Annotated in this window: 15 protein-coding genes; 13 read left to right on the top strand and 2 right to left on the bottom strand. The window is 66.8% G+C overall.

Translation table 11 applies throughout. The annotated features are described in order from the left end of the window. The first annotated feature begins 5 nt into the window (after positions 1-5). From argB to DQ353_RS11675, 7 genes are all read left to right on the top strand, one after another. On the top strand, positions 6-926 hold the full coding sequence (gene argB, locus DQ353_RS11700) for an acetylglutamate kinase (RefSeq protein ID WP_113762932.1): 921 nt from the start codon (positions 6-8) through the stop codon (positions 924-926). Beyond that, complete coding sequence (locus DQ353_RS11695; protein WP_113762931.1) at positions 923-2,167, top strand: acetylornithine transaminase; 1,245 nt, start codon at positions 923-925, stop codon at positions 2,165-2,167. The genes argB and DQ353_RS11695 overlap by 4 nt, the downstream gene beginning before the upstream one ends. 11 nt (positions 2,168-2,178) lie before the next feature. Further along, positions 2,179-3,147 carry an ornithine carbamoyltransferase gene (argF, locus tag DQ353_RS11690; protein ID WP_113762930.1) on the top strand — a complete coding sequence of 323 codons (969 nt, stop codon included), beginning with the start codon at positions 2,179-2,181 and terminating at the stop codon, positions 3,145-3,147. Next, positions 3,144-3,659, top strand: a complete 516-nt coding sequence (locus tag DQ353_RS11685; protein ID WP_113762929.1) for an arginine repressor — start codon at positions 3,144-3,146, stop codon at positions 3,657-3,659. The genes argF and DQ353_RS11685 overlap by 4 nt, the downstream gene beginning before the upstream one ends. Before the next feature lie 35 nt (positions 3,660-3,694). Continuing rightward, positions 3,695-3,871, top strand: a complete 177-nt coding sequence (locus tag DQ353_RS21670) for a hypothetical protein (RefSeq protein ID WP_181578355.1) — start codon at positions 3,695-3,697, stop codon at positions 3,869-3,871. Between the two features lie 71 nt (positions 3,872-3,942). Beyond that, positions 3,943-4,383, top strand: coding sequence for an SRPBCC family protein (locus DQ353_RS11680; RefSeq protein ID WP_113762928.1), 441 nt, complete (start codon positions 3,943-3,945; stop codon positions 4,381-4,383). Next, complete coding sequence (locus DQ353_RS11675) at positions 4,380-4,700, top strand: ArsR/SmtB family transcription factor (protein WP_113762927.1); 321 nt, start codon at positions 4,380-4,382, stop codon at positions 4,698-4,700. Before DQ353_RS11680 ends, DQ353_RS11675 begins: the two co-directional genes overlap by 4 nt. Before the next feature lie 135 nt (positions 4,701-4,835). On the opposite strand, the gene DQ353_RS11670 is transcribed toward DQ353_RS11675, so the two are convergent. Together DQ353_RS11670 and DQ353_RS11665 are read right to left on the bottom strand one after the other, a co-directional pair. Next, positions 4,836-5,396 (bottom strand): O-acetyl-ADP-ribose deacetylase, encoded by a 561-nt coding sequence (locus DQ353_RS11670; protein ID WP_113762926.1) that lies wholly within the window; start codon positions 5,394-5,396, stop codon positions 4,836-4,838. 279 nt (positions 5,397-5,675) lie between these two features. Further along, the gene (locus DQ353_RS11665; protein ID WP_113762925.1) at positions 5,676-6,086 is read right to left on the bottom strand and encodes an ankyrin repeat domain-containing protein; all 411 of its coding nucleotides are present in this window, start codon (positions 6,084-6,086) and stop codon (positions 5,676-5,678) included. A 194-nt stretch (positions 6,087-6,280) separates the two neighbouring features. On the opposite strand from DQ353_RS11665, the gene argH reads away from it, so the two are divergent. The 6 genes from argH to tyrS all read left to right on the top strand — a co-directional run bounded on the left by argH (position 6,281) and on the right by tyrS (position 13,490). Further along, positions 6,281-7,696 carry an argininosuccinate lyase gene (argH, locus tag DQ353_RS11660; protein ID WP_113763030.1) on the top strand — a complete coding sequence of 472 codons (1,416 nt, stop codon included), beginning with the start codon at positions 6,281-6,283 and terminating at the stop codon, positions 7,694-7,696. A 93-nt stretch (positions 7,697-7,789) separates the two neighbouring features. Beyond that, the gene (locus DQ353_RS11655; RefSeq protein ID WP_113762924.1) at positions 7,790-8,527 is read left to right on the top strand and encodes a maleylpyruvate isomerase family mycothiol-dependent enzyme; all 738 of its coding nucleotides are present in this window, start codon (positions 7,790-7,792) and stop codon (positions 8,525-8,527) included. A gap of 41 nt (positions 8,528-8,568) precedes the next feature. Further along, the gene (locus tag DQ353_RS11650; protein WP_286166779.1) at positions 8,569-9,222 is read left to right on the top strand and encodes a DNA-3-methyladenine glycosylase; all 654 of its coding nucleotides are present in this window, start codon (positions 8,569-8,571) and stop codon (positions 9,220-9,222) included. A gap of 9 nt (positions 9,223-9,231) precedes the next feature. After that, the gene (locus DQ353_RS11645) at positions 9,232-9,768 is read left to right on the top strand and encodes an adenine phosphoribosyltransferase (protein ID WP_113762922.1); all 537 of its coding nucleotides are present in this window, start codon (positions 9,232-9,234) and stop codon (positions 9,766-9,768) included. Positions 9,769-9,855: 87 nt separating this feature from the next. After that, entirely contained in the window at positions 9,856-12,144 is a 2,289-nt protein-coding gene (locus DQ353_RS11640; RefSeq protein ID WP_113762921.1) for a HelD family protein, read from the top strand. A gap of 29 nt (positions 12,145-12,173) precedes the next feature. Next, positions 12,174-13,490, top strand: coding sequence for a tyrosine--tRNA ligase (tyrS, locus tag DQ353_RS11635; protein WP_181578354.1), 1,317 nt, complete (start codon positions 12,174-12,176; stop codon positions 13,488-13,490). Positions 13,491-14,040: the final 550 nt, after the last annotated feature.

Here is a 14,040-nt window from a genome sequence, read left to right as displayed (position 1 = left end):
AGAGCATGTCTGAGAAAACACCCACGGCCATGGACGTGGCCCAACGCAAGGCCGAGGCCCTGATCGAGGCGCTTCCCTGGATCCAGCGTTTCGCCGGCACCACCATGGTGATCAAGTACGGCGGCAACGCCATGGTCAACGAGGAATTGCGCCGCGCCTTCGCCGAGGACATCGTCTTCCTGCGCCATGTGGGCATCAACCCCGTGGTCGTGCACGGGGGAGGCCCGCAGATCAATTCCATGCTCAGCCGCCTGGGCATCGAATCCGAGTTCAAGGGCGGGCTGCGCGTCACCACCCCCGAAGCCATGGACGTGGTGCGCATGGTGCTCACCGGGCAGGTGCAGCGCGAACTGATCGGATTGATCAACTCGCACGGCCCCTACGCGGTGGGGCTCTCCGGCGAGGACGGCGCCCTGCTGCGCGCCGTGCGGACCGGGACCTACATCGCCGGCCAGCACGTGGACCTCGGACTCGTCGGCGAAGTGACCGGTGTCAAGCCCGACCAGATCCTGGACCTGCTGGCCGCCGGCAAGATCCCGGTCGTCTCCACCGTGGCCCCGGAGGTCGACGACAAGGACAACCCCACCGGGCAGGTGCTCAACGTCAACGCCGACACCGCCGCCGCGGCGCTGGCAAGCGCACTGGGCGCCTCCAAGCTGGTGATCCTCACCGACGTCGAGGGGCTCTACGCCGCCTGGCCCGACAAGTCATCGCTGATCTCCTCGCTGGACACCGAGACGCTGCGCGCCCTGATGCCCTCGCTGGAATCGGGCATGATCCCCAAGATGGCAGCCTGCCTCAAGGCCGTGGACGGGGGCGTGGGCCAGGCCCACATCGTCGATGGCCGCCAACCGCACTCCATGCTGCTGGAGGTCTTCACCTCCGCCGGCGTCGGAACCCAAGTCATTCCCAAGGACAAGGCATGAACGAGATCATTGAACAGGAAACCGGCGACCTGAACGCCCTGGCCGGCAGCGAATTGCTGGCCCGCTACAACCACTCGCTGCTCGGTGTCTTCGGCACCCCGCAGCGGGTGCTGGTGCGCGGGGCCGGCTGCCACGTGTGGGACGCGGACGGCAAGGAATACCTCGACCTGCTCTCCGGGATCGCCGTGAACGCCCTGGGCCACGCCCACCCGCTGGTCACCTCGGTGATCTCCTCCCAGCTGGCAACGCTGGGACACATCTCCAACTTCTTCACCAGCCCCACGCAGATCGCCCTGGCCGAAAAACTGCTGGAAATCAGCCAGGCACCGGCCGGTTCCAAGGTCTTTTTCACCAACTCCGGAACCGAGGCCAACGAGGCGGCGTTCAAGCTCGCCCGCCGCAACGCCGGCACCCGGCAGGCGCCCCGCTCCAAGATCATTGCCCTGGAGCAAGCCTTCCACGGCCGCACCATGGGAGCACTCGCACTGACCTGGAAGCAGGCCTACCGCGAACCGTTCGAACCGCTGCCCGGGGGCGTGGAATGGATCCCGGCCGGAGATATCGAGGCGCTGCGCGCGGCGGTGGATGAGACCACCGCAGCGGTGTTCATCGAGCCCATCCAGGGCGAGGCCGGCGTCATCGAATTCGCCCCCGGCTACCTGCAGGCGGCACGGACGATCACCGCGGAGGCCGGCGCACTGCTGGTCTTCGACGAGGTCCAGACGGGCATCGGCCGCACCGGGGAATGGTTCGCCTCCGCCGGGGTCACGCCCGACGCCATGACCCTGGCCAAGGGCCTGGGCGGCGGCTTCCCCATCGGGGCCATGATCGTCTTCGGCACGCAGGCCACCGGCCTGCTGGCCCCCGGGCAGCACGGGACCACCTTCGGGGGCAACCCCGTGGCCACCGCCGCGGCGCTGGCGACCCTGCACGTCATCGAAACCCAGGACCTCCTGGCCCAGGTGAAGTCCGTGGGGGCCCAGCTGCGCTCCAAGCTTGCCGCGCTGGACTTCGTCACCGCCGTCCGCGGCCGCGGCCTGCTCATCGGGCTGGACCTGGAAACGGCGGTCGCACCGGCCGTGGTGACCGCGGCACTGGATGCCGGATTCATCATCAACGCCCCGGGCCCCAACACGCTGCGCCTGGCACCCCCGCTGATCATCACCACCGAGCAACTCGACACATTCGTTGCGGCACTGCCGGCGCTTTACGCCGCCGCCGTTGCCGCCACCAAGGAATAGGACCCGCGACCATGACCAACACCGTTCGCCATTTCCTGACCGACCTGGACCTGACCCAGGCCGAGCAGGGGGAGGTCCTTGACCTTGCCGTGGCCATGAAGAAAGACAAGTACGGATACAAGCCGTACGCCGGCCCGCAGACCGTGGCGGTCTTTTTCGACAAGACCTCCACCCGCACCCGCGTCTCCTTCGCCGCCGGCATCGCCGAGCTCGGCGGTTCCCCGCTGATCATCAACTCCGCCGAATCGCAGCTGGGCCACAAGGAATCGATCTCCGATTCGGCCAAGGTCCTCGAGCGCATGGTCTCCACCATCGTGTGGCGCACCTACGCCCAGGCCGGCCTGGAGGAAATGGCGCAGAACTCACACGTCCCGGTCATCAACGCCCTGTCCGACGACTACCACCCGTGCCAGCTGCTGGCCGACCTGCTCACCGTGCGAGAGCACAAGGGCGCGCTGGCCGGGCTGTCCATGGCCTACCTGGGGGACTCGGCCAACAACATGGCCAACTCCTACCTGCTGGCCGGGGTCACGGCGGGCATGCACGTGCGCATTGCCGGACCCGAGGGTTACCTGCCGGCCGCGGAGATCGTCGCCGCGGCCGAGGCCCGCGCCGCCGAAACCGGAGGGTCGGTGCTGGTGACCACCGATGCCGCCGCCGCCCTGGCCGGCGCCGACGTGGTGGCCACCGACACCTGGGTCTCCATGGGACAGGAAGACGAGAAGGCCCAGCGCATGGAGCTGTTCCGCGACTATGCCGTGGATGCTGCGGCCATGGCCCACGCGGATCCGGACGCCGTGGTGCTGCACTGCCTGCCGGCCTACCGCGGCTACGAGATCTCCGCCGACGTCATTGACGGCCCGCAGTCGGTCGTCTTTGACGAGGCCGAGAACCGCGTCCACGCGCAGAAGGCCATCATGGCCTGGCTGCTGGCCAAGTCGGGCCTGGCAGACGTCGCCGGAGTGGACACCGGCCGATGAGCACCCCCGCATCGTTCCAGCCAACAACGAAGATTGCCCGCCAGGCGCGGGTGAGCTCGATCCTGTCCACCCAAACCGTCCGTTCGCAGGCCGAGCTCGTGGCCCTGCTGGCCGAGGACGGAATGGCCGTCACCCAGGCCACGCTGTCCCGGGACCTGGTGGAACTTGGCGCGGTGCGTGTGCGCGGGGTCGACGGCGGGCTGGTCTATGCGGTGCGCCAGGAGGGTGGTGACCGCAGCCCGCAGGCAGGGGTCAGCCAGGAAATCCATGACGCCAAGCTCGCCAAGCAATGCGCTGAACTGCTGATCACCGCCGAGGCCTCGGGGAACATCGTGGTGCTGCGCACCCCGCCGGGGGCCGCAAATTTCCTGGCCCTGTCCATCGACCACTCCACGATGCCGCAGGTCCTGGGCTGCATTGCCGGGGACGACACCGTCATGCTGGTGACCCGCGAGGTCGACGGCGGCGCAGAGGTTGCCGCCCGGTTCCTGGCACTGGCCGACCCGCAGTAGCCGGCACGCCGGCTTCCGGGCTCCAGGAGGCAAGCATGGAACCACGCAAGAGAGCAGCGGTGCTCGGGTCGATCCTGCTTGCCCTGGTGCTGCTGGTGATCCTGGTCGGCATCATCATCGGGTCCACCGGCATCCTGGCTTCAGGTGCCGTCGGCCCGGATCCTTCCAATGGATGGCAGGCCGTCGAATCCAGGGCTGCCACCGGTCCGTAGGCCCTTGTGCAACGTAGGCCCTTGTGCAACCATTTTGTTGCACAAGGGCTTTGCATCTTGAGGGGAAACACATGGACACCGAACGACAGGATGCCATCGAGGCAACCATCGACATCACCGCCACCGCGGAATCCGTCTGGGCGCTGGTCAGCGAACCTGGCTGGTTCATCAACGGCGGGGCGATCACGCCCCACCGCATCGAGACCAACGGCGCATTCTCCACCGTCAATGACGCCATCTACGGCCAATTCGAATTCGAGACGGTCACCCTCGAGGCTCCGCGCTACGCGGCCTTCCGTTCGCTGGGCGGGGACGAATGGGACGATCCGGTCCCCAACACGCTCGTTGAGTTCTGGGTGGAAAGCACCAACTCCGGTGCGGTGAGGCTCCGGGTCATGGAGAGTGGATTCGGCGCCTTCGACCAGGACGAACATGCCCGTGTCATCAGCGCCAACACCCGGGGCTGGAATGCCGAGATGCTCGCGGCGCAACGTTATTTGAGCGGTAAATGAATGGGCTGCCGGGCACCGACTCGACTCAGCTGATCTTTGCGGCGTTGTCGGATGAGACCCGGCGGCAGGTGCTTGCGCGACTAGGAGAGAAGGCGGCCAGTGCGTCCCGATTGAGTGCGCCGCTGGGGATCAGCAGGCAGGCCGTGGCCAAGCACCTGAGGATCCTCGTGGAGGCCGGCCTGGCCCGCAGGCGCAGGGAAGGACGGGAGATTGTCTTCGAGCTGGTCGTGGACGGGCTGGGGCCGGCGACCGGCTACATCAATGCCTTGGGGACCGGGGCCGGGGGAACGGACGCGAGCAGCACCGATTCCCGGTAGGACCAGGCATCGGAATGCGCCGGCCCGCGAATGGTGAATGGACCCGACGCCCACGAAATGCCTGGGGGCTGCCCGCGCGACGCGCGGGCAGCCCCTCAAGGAGCCATGCACTCCCGGTCGGTGCGCCGTGGAGCCCTACAGCCCGTGGACGAGCTGGCTCTCGGTGCGCGGTGTGTCAAAGGCCTTGCGGAAGGCGGCTTCGACCTCGTCGTTGTACGCAACCAGCACGACCCGGTGGATCGATGTCGAGTGCACGTACAGCTCAAACCACGCGCGGATGGCGTGGGCGGCGATCGAGGCGACGTCTTCCGGGGCCCAGCCGTAGGCCCCGGCGCCGATGGCCGGAAATGCAATGCTGGTGGCTCCCAGTCGCGAGGCGACGTATAGGGAATTGGTGAAGCACTTGTCCAGCGTCTTGGGGTTCGTCTGCCCCACATGGCGGTTGGGCCCCGGGGTGTGGATGACCCAACGCGCGGGAAGATTGCCGGCGCCAGTGGCCAGGGCGAGCCCGGAGGCCAGCCCGTCCGGGTGGGTCGTGGCCCTGAGCTTCCGGCATTCGGCCAGCAGGGCCGGGCCCGCCGCCGCGCGAATGGCATCGTCAACGCCACCGCCACCAAGCAGGGAGGGATTTGCAGCATTGACGATCGCATCGACCTTTTGTTCGGTGATGTCCCCTCGCACGATGTCGATATGCATTTGTTCGCTCCTGTCAGTGATCCAATACACCTGATAAGCACCACGATACGCGTCAGCCCTGCCCTTGGGGAGGGTCACACAGGGGATTCTCAGGTGTGACTAGCGCAAAGCCGAAAAGGGTGCCGAAAGCCGGGCCCTGGGGGGCTTGTGTGACAGGGGTTGGGCCGGGGGCGGCGGCGGGCCGGTCACGGTTGCATGCCGATGCGCGCAGGCCCACTGTCCAGCTGCAACCCGTGGCCGTATAGTGCCCGCGGTGCGGGCCGCGGCGGCGGAGGAGGCCTACAGGTACTCCGTGATCACTGCCTCGAACTCGGGCAGGTCGAACATCTTGGCAACGGCGATCGCGTTCTGCGCCCCGAGGCGCGGATCGGCGCCCTTGGACAGCAACAGCCGGGCGAGCGGTTCGTTCTTGCGGAACACCGCACAGGTCAGCGCGCCCTGGCCCTTGTCGTTGAGCCGGTTGATGTCCGCGCCGCGCTCGAGCAGGCCTGAAACGATGTCGTTGTGGCCGTTGTAGGCGGCCAGGATCATCAGCGTGTCGCCCTTGGGGTCAGTCAGGTCGGCGGGAATTCCCTGGTCAAGCAGGATCATCAGCTTCGCGGTGCTGCCTTCGCGGGCCAGGTCGAATATGGAGTGCAGGAACGCGATCTCTTCGTCGTTCAAGGAGTCGGGGGCGCTCGAATCAGTCATATCCAAATCGTACCGGCTGGCATGGGGTGGATTGGTCCGTGAGAACGGGTTGTGAATACTTATGTAGACTTATGAATAAGTATTAGATCAGTGGTGTTTCATCCGGGGCCGGCGCACGGCCCTGCATTAGGATGGGCAATGGATTTGGACACCTCGCGACCCGGCGCCGACACAAGGCGCACGGAAGGATGAACATGGGATCGGCAACAAACGAAGGTGCACTCTGGGGCGGACGCTTTGCCGGCGGCCCGGCCGACGCGCTGGCGGCACTGAGCAAGTCCACGCACTTCGACTGGCGCCTGGCCCGCTACGACATCGCGGGCTCCCGCGCCCACGCCCGCGTGCTGCACACCGCCGGGCTGCTTGACGACGCCGAACTCGCCGGCATGATCGCGGCGCTGGACACCCTCGAGGCCGATGTGGTCTCGGGTGCCTACGTCGCTTCCGACTCCGACGAGGACGTCCACGGTTCCCTCGAGCGCGGACTGATCGAACGTGCCGGGACCGCGCTGGGCGGCAAGCTGCGCGCCGGCCGCTCGCGCAACGACCAGATCGCGACCCTGGGCCGCATGTTCCTGCGCGACCACGCCCGCATCATCGCCCGCGGCGTGCTGGCCACCATCGACGCACTCATCGAACAGGCCGAGGCACACCCCAACGCCGCGATGCCCGGGCGCACCCACCTGCAGCACGCACAGCCGATCCTGCTCTCCCACCACCTGCTGGCCCACGCCTGGGCGATGCTGCGCGACGTCCAGCGCCTGGCGGACTGGGACACCCGTGCCGCCGTTTCCCCCTACGGCTCCGGCGCCCTGGCCGGGTCCTCGCTGGGCCTTGACCCGAACGCCGTGGCCGCCGAGCTCGGCTTCGACTCCGCGGCGTGGAACTCCATCGACGGCACCGCCGCACGCGACGTGTTCGCCGAATACGCCTGGGTCGCCGCCATGATCGGGGTGAACCTCTCGCGCATCTCGGAGGAGGTCATCCTCTGGGCCACCAAGGAATTCTCCTTCGTCACCCTCGACGACGCCTTCTCCACCGGCTCCTCGATCATGCCGCAGAAAAAGAACCCGGACGTCGCCGAGCTGGCCCGCGGCAAGGCCGGGCGCCTGATCGGCAACCTGACCGGCCTGCTGGCCACGCTCAAGGCGCTGCCGCTGGCCTACAACCGCGACCTGCAGGAAGACAAGGAACCGGTCTTTGACGCCACCGACACCCTCGAGCTGCTGCTCCCGGCGGTCTCCGGCATGATCGCGACCCTGAAATTCAACACGCCGCGCATGGCCGAACTGGCACCGCTGGGCTTCGCCCTGGCCACCGACATCGCCGAGTGGCTGGTCCGCCAGGGGGTTCCGTTCCGCGACGCCCATGAGCTTTCCGGTGCCGCGGTGAAGCTGGCCGAGTCCAAGGGCGTCGAGCTCTGGGACCTGTCCGATGCCGAATACGCTTCGATCTCCGGGCACCTGACCCCCGAGGTCCGCAGCGTGCTGTCCACCGAAGGGTCGCTGGCCTCGCGCAGCGCCCAGGGCGGCACCGCGCCCTCGGCCGTCGCCTCGCAACTGGCGGCGTTGAAGGACGCACTTGTTTCGGTGCGCGCCTACGCCGGCTGACGCACCCCGATCCGCGATCCCCTGGCGGGGCCCACCGGAGGGTGGGCCCCGCCAGCGTGGTTTCCGCAGGCACCTGCGAGATAGGCTGGGGGTATGACCGAGCTCACGCAACAGGACCTGACAACCCGGATCCTCGCCGCCTTGTCCACAGCCCGCCAGATCATCGCCACCGTGGACGATGCCGCCGCGTCCGGACCCAGCGCGCTGCCCGGCTGGGACCGCGCCCACGTCGTGGCCCACATCGACGGCTTTTCCCGCGCCGCGGCACGCCAGCTGGACACCGCCGGCACCGAGGAACCCTTCGAGATGTATGACGGGGGAATGGATGCGCGCCACGACGCCATCGAGATGACGGCGTTGATGCGCCCCGACGCTCTGGTGGCCCGCACCACCGAGTCCCTCGACGGGCTGGAAACCAGCATCCGCGGGATCAGCGCGGGGGAGTGGCACCTGGCCACCGGGTTCCGCAACGGCACCGTGGAGGACCTCTTCCACGCGATCTGGCGCGAGCTGGTCATCCACACCTCGGATTTGGCCCTGTCGAATTCGGTCGCCGACTGGGAGCCGGAATTCTGCGCGCACCTCTTCGAAGCGCTCGAGGCCCGGGTGCCCGAATCCCGTCGCTACATCCTCCAGCCACATGGTGCCCAGCGCATCACCCTGGGCAACGGCGACGACGCCACGGTGCTCAGTGGCACGGCCTTCGACCTGGCCGCATGGCTGGCCGGCCGCACGCCGCTGGGACCCGTGCAGGCCACCGCCGACGCGGACGGCACCGACCTTCCCGAGCTCGGCCCCTGGGTCGTGAAGCCGAAGGCCAAGAACCAGTAACCAGGAAGCAACCAACCGGGAGTTCCAGGGAGGAAAACGCTGTGGGGACGGGCACGAGGGACGAGCTGCTGGCACTGCCATCGCTGCAATTGGCCCCGCACCTGCTCGGCGCACGCGTCTCGAGCTACATCGGCGGGCAGCTCGTGGTGGTGCGGCTGACGGAGGTCGAGGCCTACGACGGGTCCGGGGACCCCGGATCCCACGCCTACCGCGGACGGACCGCCCGCAACGCCGGGCTCTTCGGCCCGCCGGGCACCGCCTATGTCTACTTCACCTACGGGATGCACCATTGCGCCAACGTGGTCTGCGGGGCGGAAGGCACCGCCTCTGCGGTGCTGCTGCGTGCCGCCGCGGTCGTCTCGGGCCTCGAAACGGTCCTGGCCCGGCGCGGGCACCCCAAGGGATCCGACTCCAGGCTGCTCAGCGGCCCGGCGCGACTGGCCCAGGGCCTGGGCCTGACCCTGGACAACAACACATCCAGCTTCCGCAACGGCGTGGCCGGGCCCCCGGGACCGGAGCTGGGACTGGAGAACGTGTCAGGCTCCCCGCTCCCGTTCCTGGCAGGCCCGCGCACCGGGGTTGCCGGGGCCGGGGGCACCGAGGAGTACCCGTGGCGCTTCTGGCTGCCGGGCGAACCGAGTGTCTCGCCCTACCGCCGGGCGGCAGGGCCAAAGACCCGGGCCCGCAGGGACTAGACTTGATGGGTGATTCCAGAGCCTGAAAGCATTAGCGACCTCCTTGACCGCCTGAGCGCCATCGTCCCCGACTACCCCGCGGCGGGTATCTCGTTCAAGGACCTGACCCCGGTGTTTGCCGACCCCGCCGGGCTGCGCCGGATCGTCGATGAGGTCATCGCGCCTTTCGCCGGCCAATTCGACGTCATTGCCGGGCTCGAGGCCCGCGGATTCGTGATGGCCGCGGCCGCCGCCTACGCCACCGGCACCGGAATGATCACCATCCGCAAGGCGGGCAAGCTGCCCAGGCCGGTGCACAGGGATGAATACACGCTCGAATACGGCACCGGCACCCTGGAACTGCACCGCGACGACGTCGCCCCGGGCACCCGGGTGCTGATCCTCGACGACGTGCTGGCCACCGGCGGCACCGTCGGATCAGCGGCCAGGTTGCTGGAAAAGGTCGGCGCCAAGGTCGCCGGTGTCGGAGTGGTCCTGGAGTTGGAAAGCCTGGGCGGGCGCGAGAAGCTCGCCGGCCTGAAGGTCCATTCCCTCCAGCTCGTCTAGCCGGCCCCGCCCGGCCCGGTCAATTGGCCGGCGCCGCAGAGCGTAAACTGGTCTGTCCACGATTTCGTTACCTCATCGGAGTGCTGAATGCCAGAGTCCACGACCGTTCAACCGGAGCTCGAAGCCGAACGCAACTACGTTTCGATGCTCTACAGCCGCCTTGACGAGCTGCGCGCCGAGAAGGTCGAGCAGCTGACCCGCACCCGCCGCACCGGCCCGCAGGGCTCCATCCAGAACGTGTCCGAACGTGACTCCTTCGCCGCACTCTACGAGGACCGCCTGGCCCAGCTCAACGCCGTGGAGGACCGCCTGGTCTTCGGCCGGCTGGACCTGGACGACGACGCCAACCGGGCCGGGGAGGAAGCAGGATCCCCGCGCTACATCGGGCGCATCGGGATGACCGACGAGGACCTCACCCGGCTGATGGTCGACTGGCGTGCCCCCGAGGCCGCGGCCTTCTACCAGGCCACCGCCCTGCACCGCCAGGGCGTGCGCCGCCGCCGGCACCTGATGCTGCGCGGGCGCACCGTGCTGGGCATCGACGACGAGGTCTTGGACACCGATCTCTTCAGTGAAACCGGCAGCCTGCAGGGCGAGGGCGCGCTGATGGCCGCCCTGACCCAGAAGCGCACCGGGCGCATGGGCGACATCGTGGGCACCATCCAGGCCGAGCAGGACCGGATCATCCGCTCCCCGCTGGCCGGTGTCCTGGTGGTCCAGGGCGGACCGGGCACCGGCAAGACCGCCGTGGCGCTGCACCGCGCCGCCTTCCTGCTCTACGAACACCGCGAACGGCTCAAGAGCGCCGGCGTGCTGCTGGTCGGACCCTCGAACTCCTTCATGCGCTACATCGAACGCGTCCTGCCCTCCCTGGGCGAGACCGGCGTGGTCATGTCCTCGGTGGGGGAGCTGTATCCCGGGATCCACGCCGTGCCCGAGCACAGCCGCGAAGCCGCCCGCATCAAGGGCAAGGCCTTCATGGCCAAGGTCGTGGCCAGGGCCGTGTCAAACCGCCAGCGGCTGCTGGCCGAGGATCGCCGCGTCGTGGTCGAGGGCACCCGGCTGGTGCTCACCCGCGGTGCGGTGCGCCATGCGCGCGAGAAGGCACGTGCCTCCCGCAAGCCGCACAACGAGGCCCGCGAGATCTTCACCAAGACCCTGGTGCGCGAGCTGGCCGACCAGCTGCAGCAGGTCCTCGAGGACTCCTCGGGCACCGGCAACGCCGTGGACCGCAGCTACCTGGTCCAGGAAGTGCGCGAATCGCGCGATGTCCGCATCGCGCTGAACCTCTGCTGGATGCCGTTGACCCCGCAGTCGCTGCTTGAGGAACTCTTCGCCAAGGAGCACCTGCTCGCGGCGGCCGCGCCGCAGCTGAACGCCGGGGAACTGGCGGCACTGCACCGGGAGCCCGGGGCGCCGTGGACCGAGTCCGACGTGCCGCTGCTGGACGAGGCCGCGGACCTGCTGGGCGATTTCAAGGCCGTGGGCAACAAAGACGCCGGGGTCGAGGCACAACTGAAGCGCGACGTGGAAAACGCCGAGGCGACCCTGCGCAACGTCAACGAGATGCTCTTCAACGCCGGCATCGACGGTCTGGTGGATGCCGAGGACCTGGCCGCCATGAACCAGGAGACCGAGGCACGCCAAACCGCAGCCGAGCGCGCGGTGGCCGACCGGAACTGGGCTTACGGGCACGTGGTGGTCGACGAGGCCCAGGAGCTTTCCCCGATGCAGTGGCGCCTGCTGATGCGCCGCTGCCCGCTGAAGTCCTTCACCGTGGTCGGGGACATCGCCCAGACTTCCTCGGCCTCCGGCGCCAACAGCTGGGCGCAGGCCATGAAGCCGTTCGTGGCCGAGCGCTTCATGCTCGAGGAACTGACGGTCAACTACCGCACCCCCATGCAGATCGCCGAAGCCGCAACCCGGGTCGCACACGCCGCGGGGCTGAAGATCTCCACGCCCAAGGCCGTGCGCGAGGGCCAGTGGCCGCCTCTGGTCGACCGGCTGGCACCCGGCCAGCTGCTGGCCAAGCTGCACGAGGTGCTGCCCGGCGAGGTGGCCATCGCCGATGGCGGCCTGTTGGCAGTCATCGTGCCCGAACCGCGCCTGGCGCAGGTGCGCGCCGCGGTGGTTGGGCAGTTCGGCCGCCGCGTGGGGACCGGCTCCGGCGGACTGAGCCAGGACATCGTGGTGCTTGGCGCACGCGAGGCCAAGGGCCTGGAATTCGATGTGGTGCTCGTGATCGAACCGCAGGAACTGATCGACGAAGTGGAAGGAAGCGTCGGCGACCTGTACGTTGCCATGACCCGAACCACCCAGCGGCTGCGGATCCTGGCCGAGGGCGCGATCCCGGCGGGCATAGACACGGACGCGTAATCCGGCGCGGAGACTGCTAATTTAGTAGGGTGTCTGAAATTGAGCAGAATCCCGCACTGGTGGGACAAAGTAATGATCCGTCGTTTGCCAACATCTGGCAGGAGCTGAAGTGGCGTGGCCTGGTCCACGTGTCCACCGATGAGGCCGAGCTGGAAAAGGTACTCTCCGAGGAGTCCATTACCTATTACTGCGGTTTCGACCCCACCGCACCGTCGCTGCACCTGGGCAATCTGGTCCAGCTGCTGAACATGCGCCGCCTGCAGCTGGCCGGCCACAAGCCCCTGGGCCTGGTCGGCGGCTCCACCGGCTTGATCGGTGATCCGCGCCAGACCGCCGAGCGGGTGTTGAACACCAAGGAAACCGTGGCCGAGTGGGTCGGCAAGCTGCAGGCGCAGGTCGCCCGCTTCCTGTCCTTCGAGGGCGACAACGCCGCGCGCATGGTCAACAACCTGGATTGGACCGCGCAGCTGAGCGCCATCGACTTCCTGCGCGAGGTCGGCAAGTACTTCCGCGTGGGCACCATGATCAAGAAGGAAACAGTTGCCGCGCGTCTGAACTCCGACGAGGGAATCAGCTACACGGAGTTCAGCTACCAGGTCCTGCAGGGCTACGACTACCTCAAGCTGCACCAGCTCTACGGCTGCTCCCTGCAGACCGGCGGCTCGGACCAGTGGGGCAACCTCACCAGCGGTACGGACCTGATCCGGAAGGTTGAAGGCAAGAGCGCCTACGCCTACGGCACGCCGTTGATCACCAATTCCGACGGCACCAAGTTCGGCAAGTCCGAAGGCAACGCCATCTGGCTGGATGCGGAGATGTGCAGCCCGTACACCTTCTACCAGTTCTGGCTCAACACCGCCGACGCCGATGTTGCTGCGCGTTTGAAGATCTTCACGTTCCTGACACGTGCGGAGATCGAGGCCCTGGAGCAGGAAGTCACCGACCGTCCGTTCGCACGCAAGGGACAGAAGGAGCTGGCTTACCTCATAACCTCATTGGTTCACGGCGTCGAAGCCACCGACAAGGTCATTGCCGCTTCGGCTGCTCTCTTCGGACAGGGCGAGTTGCGCGACATGGACGAGGCCACGTTGCGTGCGGCGACCCAGGAGCTGAACAGCACCACCGTCGACGGTGAAGAACTGGACATCATCTCCGTCTTGATGGCATCGGGACTTTCGGAATCCAAGTCGGCCGCACGTCGAACGGTCAGCGAGGGCGGTGCATACATCAACAACGTGAAGTACTCGGACATCGATTCGGTGGTTAGCCGGGACGATCTCTTGCACGGCCGCTACCTCTTGGTTCGCCGCGGCAAGAAGAACCTGGCCGTTGTTGAAGTCGCGTAATTAGGCGACGTATTACCGGGTTTTTTTGAAGGCAATAAACCGGGGCGAGGGGAGTGCTGTGGATCACGGCAACGACCTCGTCCCGGTTTTTCGTTATTTGGGTGCGGAATCGTTCAAAATCCTCTTGATTACGGGGGATTCCATGGCTGTTGGGTGCAGGAACCTACGATTTGCCGTGCCCGGGAAACCTGTGTATTGTTTTCTAAGTCGCCGCGGCCAAGGCAAGCGAAAAGCTTCCGGCCGCGAATGACAAACATTCTTCTAACAACGTTGATTCGTTGAAAGAAATTATGTGTTTATCGCAAATGAAAATCAGCGAAAAGCCGATTTGACACCGCGAAGAACATGTATTAAATTATTACACATCACCCCGGAAGAAACACCGACAGATCGTTTGATCGCACGGATGCCGAACCGGGAGCTGTCTGTTGTTTGAGAACTCAATAGTGTGCCAAATTTGTTGATACCAATTTATTTATTTTATTGGTGAATGGTTTCAGGGTCCGCACCCCCGTGTGGATTCCTGGGGCAATTTGCCGGGATTTTTTTA

The sequence above is a fragment of the Arthrobacter sp. AQ5-05 genome (assembly GCF_003287975.1).
In the GTDB taxonomy this organism is placed as follows: Bacteria; Actinomycetota; Actinomycetes; order Actinomycetales; family Micrococcaceae; genus Paeniglutamicibacter.
This window is presented reverse-complemented; position numbering and strand designations above follow the sequence as displayed.

What these genes read in the sequence shown, in the direction of transcription:
- argH (WP_113763030.1), top strand. Translation starts at nt 6,281, where the DNA reads ATGGGATCGGCAACAAACGAAGGTGCACTCTGGGGCGGACGCTTTGCC.
- DQ353_RS11655 (WP_113762924.1), top strand. Translation starts at nt 7,790, where the DNA reads ATGACCGAGCTCACGCAACAGGACCTGACAACCCGGATCCTCGCCGCC.
- DQ353_RS21670 (WP_181578355.1), top strand. Translation starts at nt 3,695, where the DNA reads ATGGAACCACGCAAGAGAGCAGCGGTGCTCGGGTCGATCCTGCTTGCC.
- DQ353_RS11675 (WP_113762927.1), top strand. Translation starts at nt 4,380, where the DNA reads ATGAATGGGCTGCCGGGCACCGACTCGACTCAGCTGATCTTTGCGGCG.
- argB (WP_113762932.1), top strand. Translation starts at nt 6, where the DNA reads ATGTCTGAGAAAACACCCACGGCCATGGACGTGGCCCAACGCAAGGCC.
- DQ353_RS11695 (WP_113762931.1), top strand. Translation starts at nt 923, where the DNA reads ATGAACGAGATCATTGAACAGGAAACCGGCGACCTGAACGCCCTGGCC.
- DQ353_RS11670 (WP_113762926.1), bottom strand. Translation starts at nt 5,396, where the DNA reads ATGCATATCGACATCGTGCGAGGGGACATCACCGAACAAAAGGTCGAT.
- DQ353_RS11680 (WP_113762928.1), top strand. Translation starts at nt 3,943, where the DNA reads ATGGACACCGAACGACAGGATGCCATCGAGGCAACCATCGACATCACC.
- argF (WP_113762930.1), top strand. Translation starts at nt 2,179, where the DNA reads ATGACCAACACCGTTCGCCATTTCCTGACCGACCTGGACCTGACCCAG.
- DQ353_RS11640 (WP_113762921.1), top strand. Translation starts at nt 9,856, where the DNA reads ATGCCAGAGTCCACGACCGTTCAACCGGAGCTCGAAGCCGAACGCAAC.
- DQ353_RS11685 (WP_113762929.1), top strand. Translation starts at nt 3,144, where the DNA reads ATGAGCACCCCCGCATCGTTCCAGCCAACAACGAAGATTGCCCGCCAG.
- DQ353_RS11665 (WP_113762925.1), bottom strand. Translation starts at nt 6,086, where the DNA reads ATGACTGATTCGAGCGCCCCCGACTCCTTGAACGACGAAGAGATCGCG.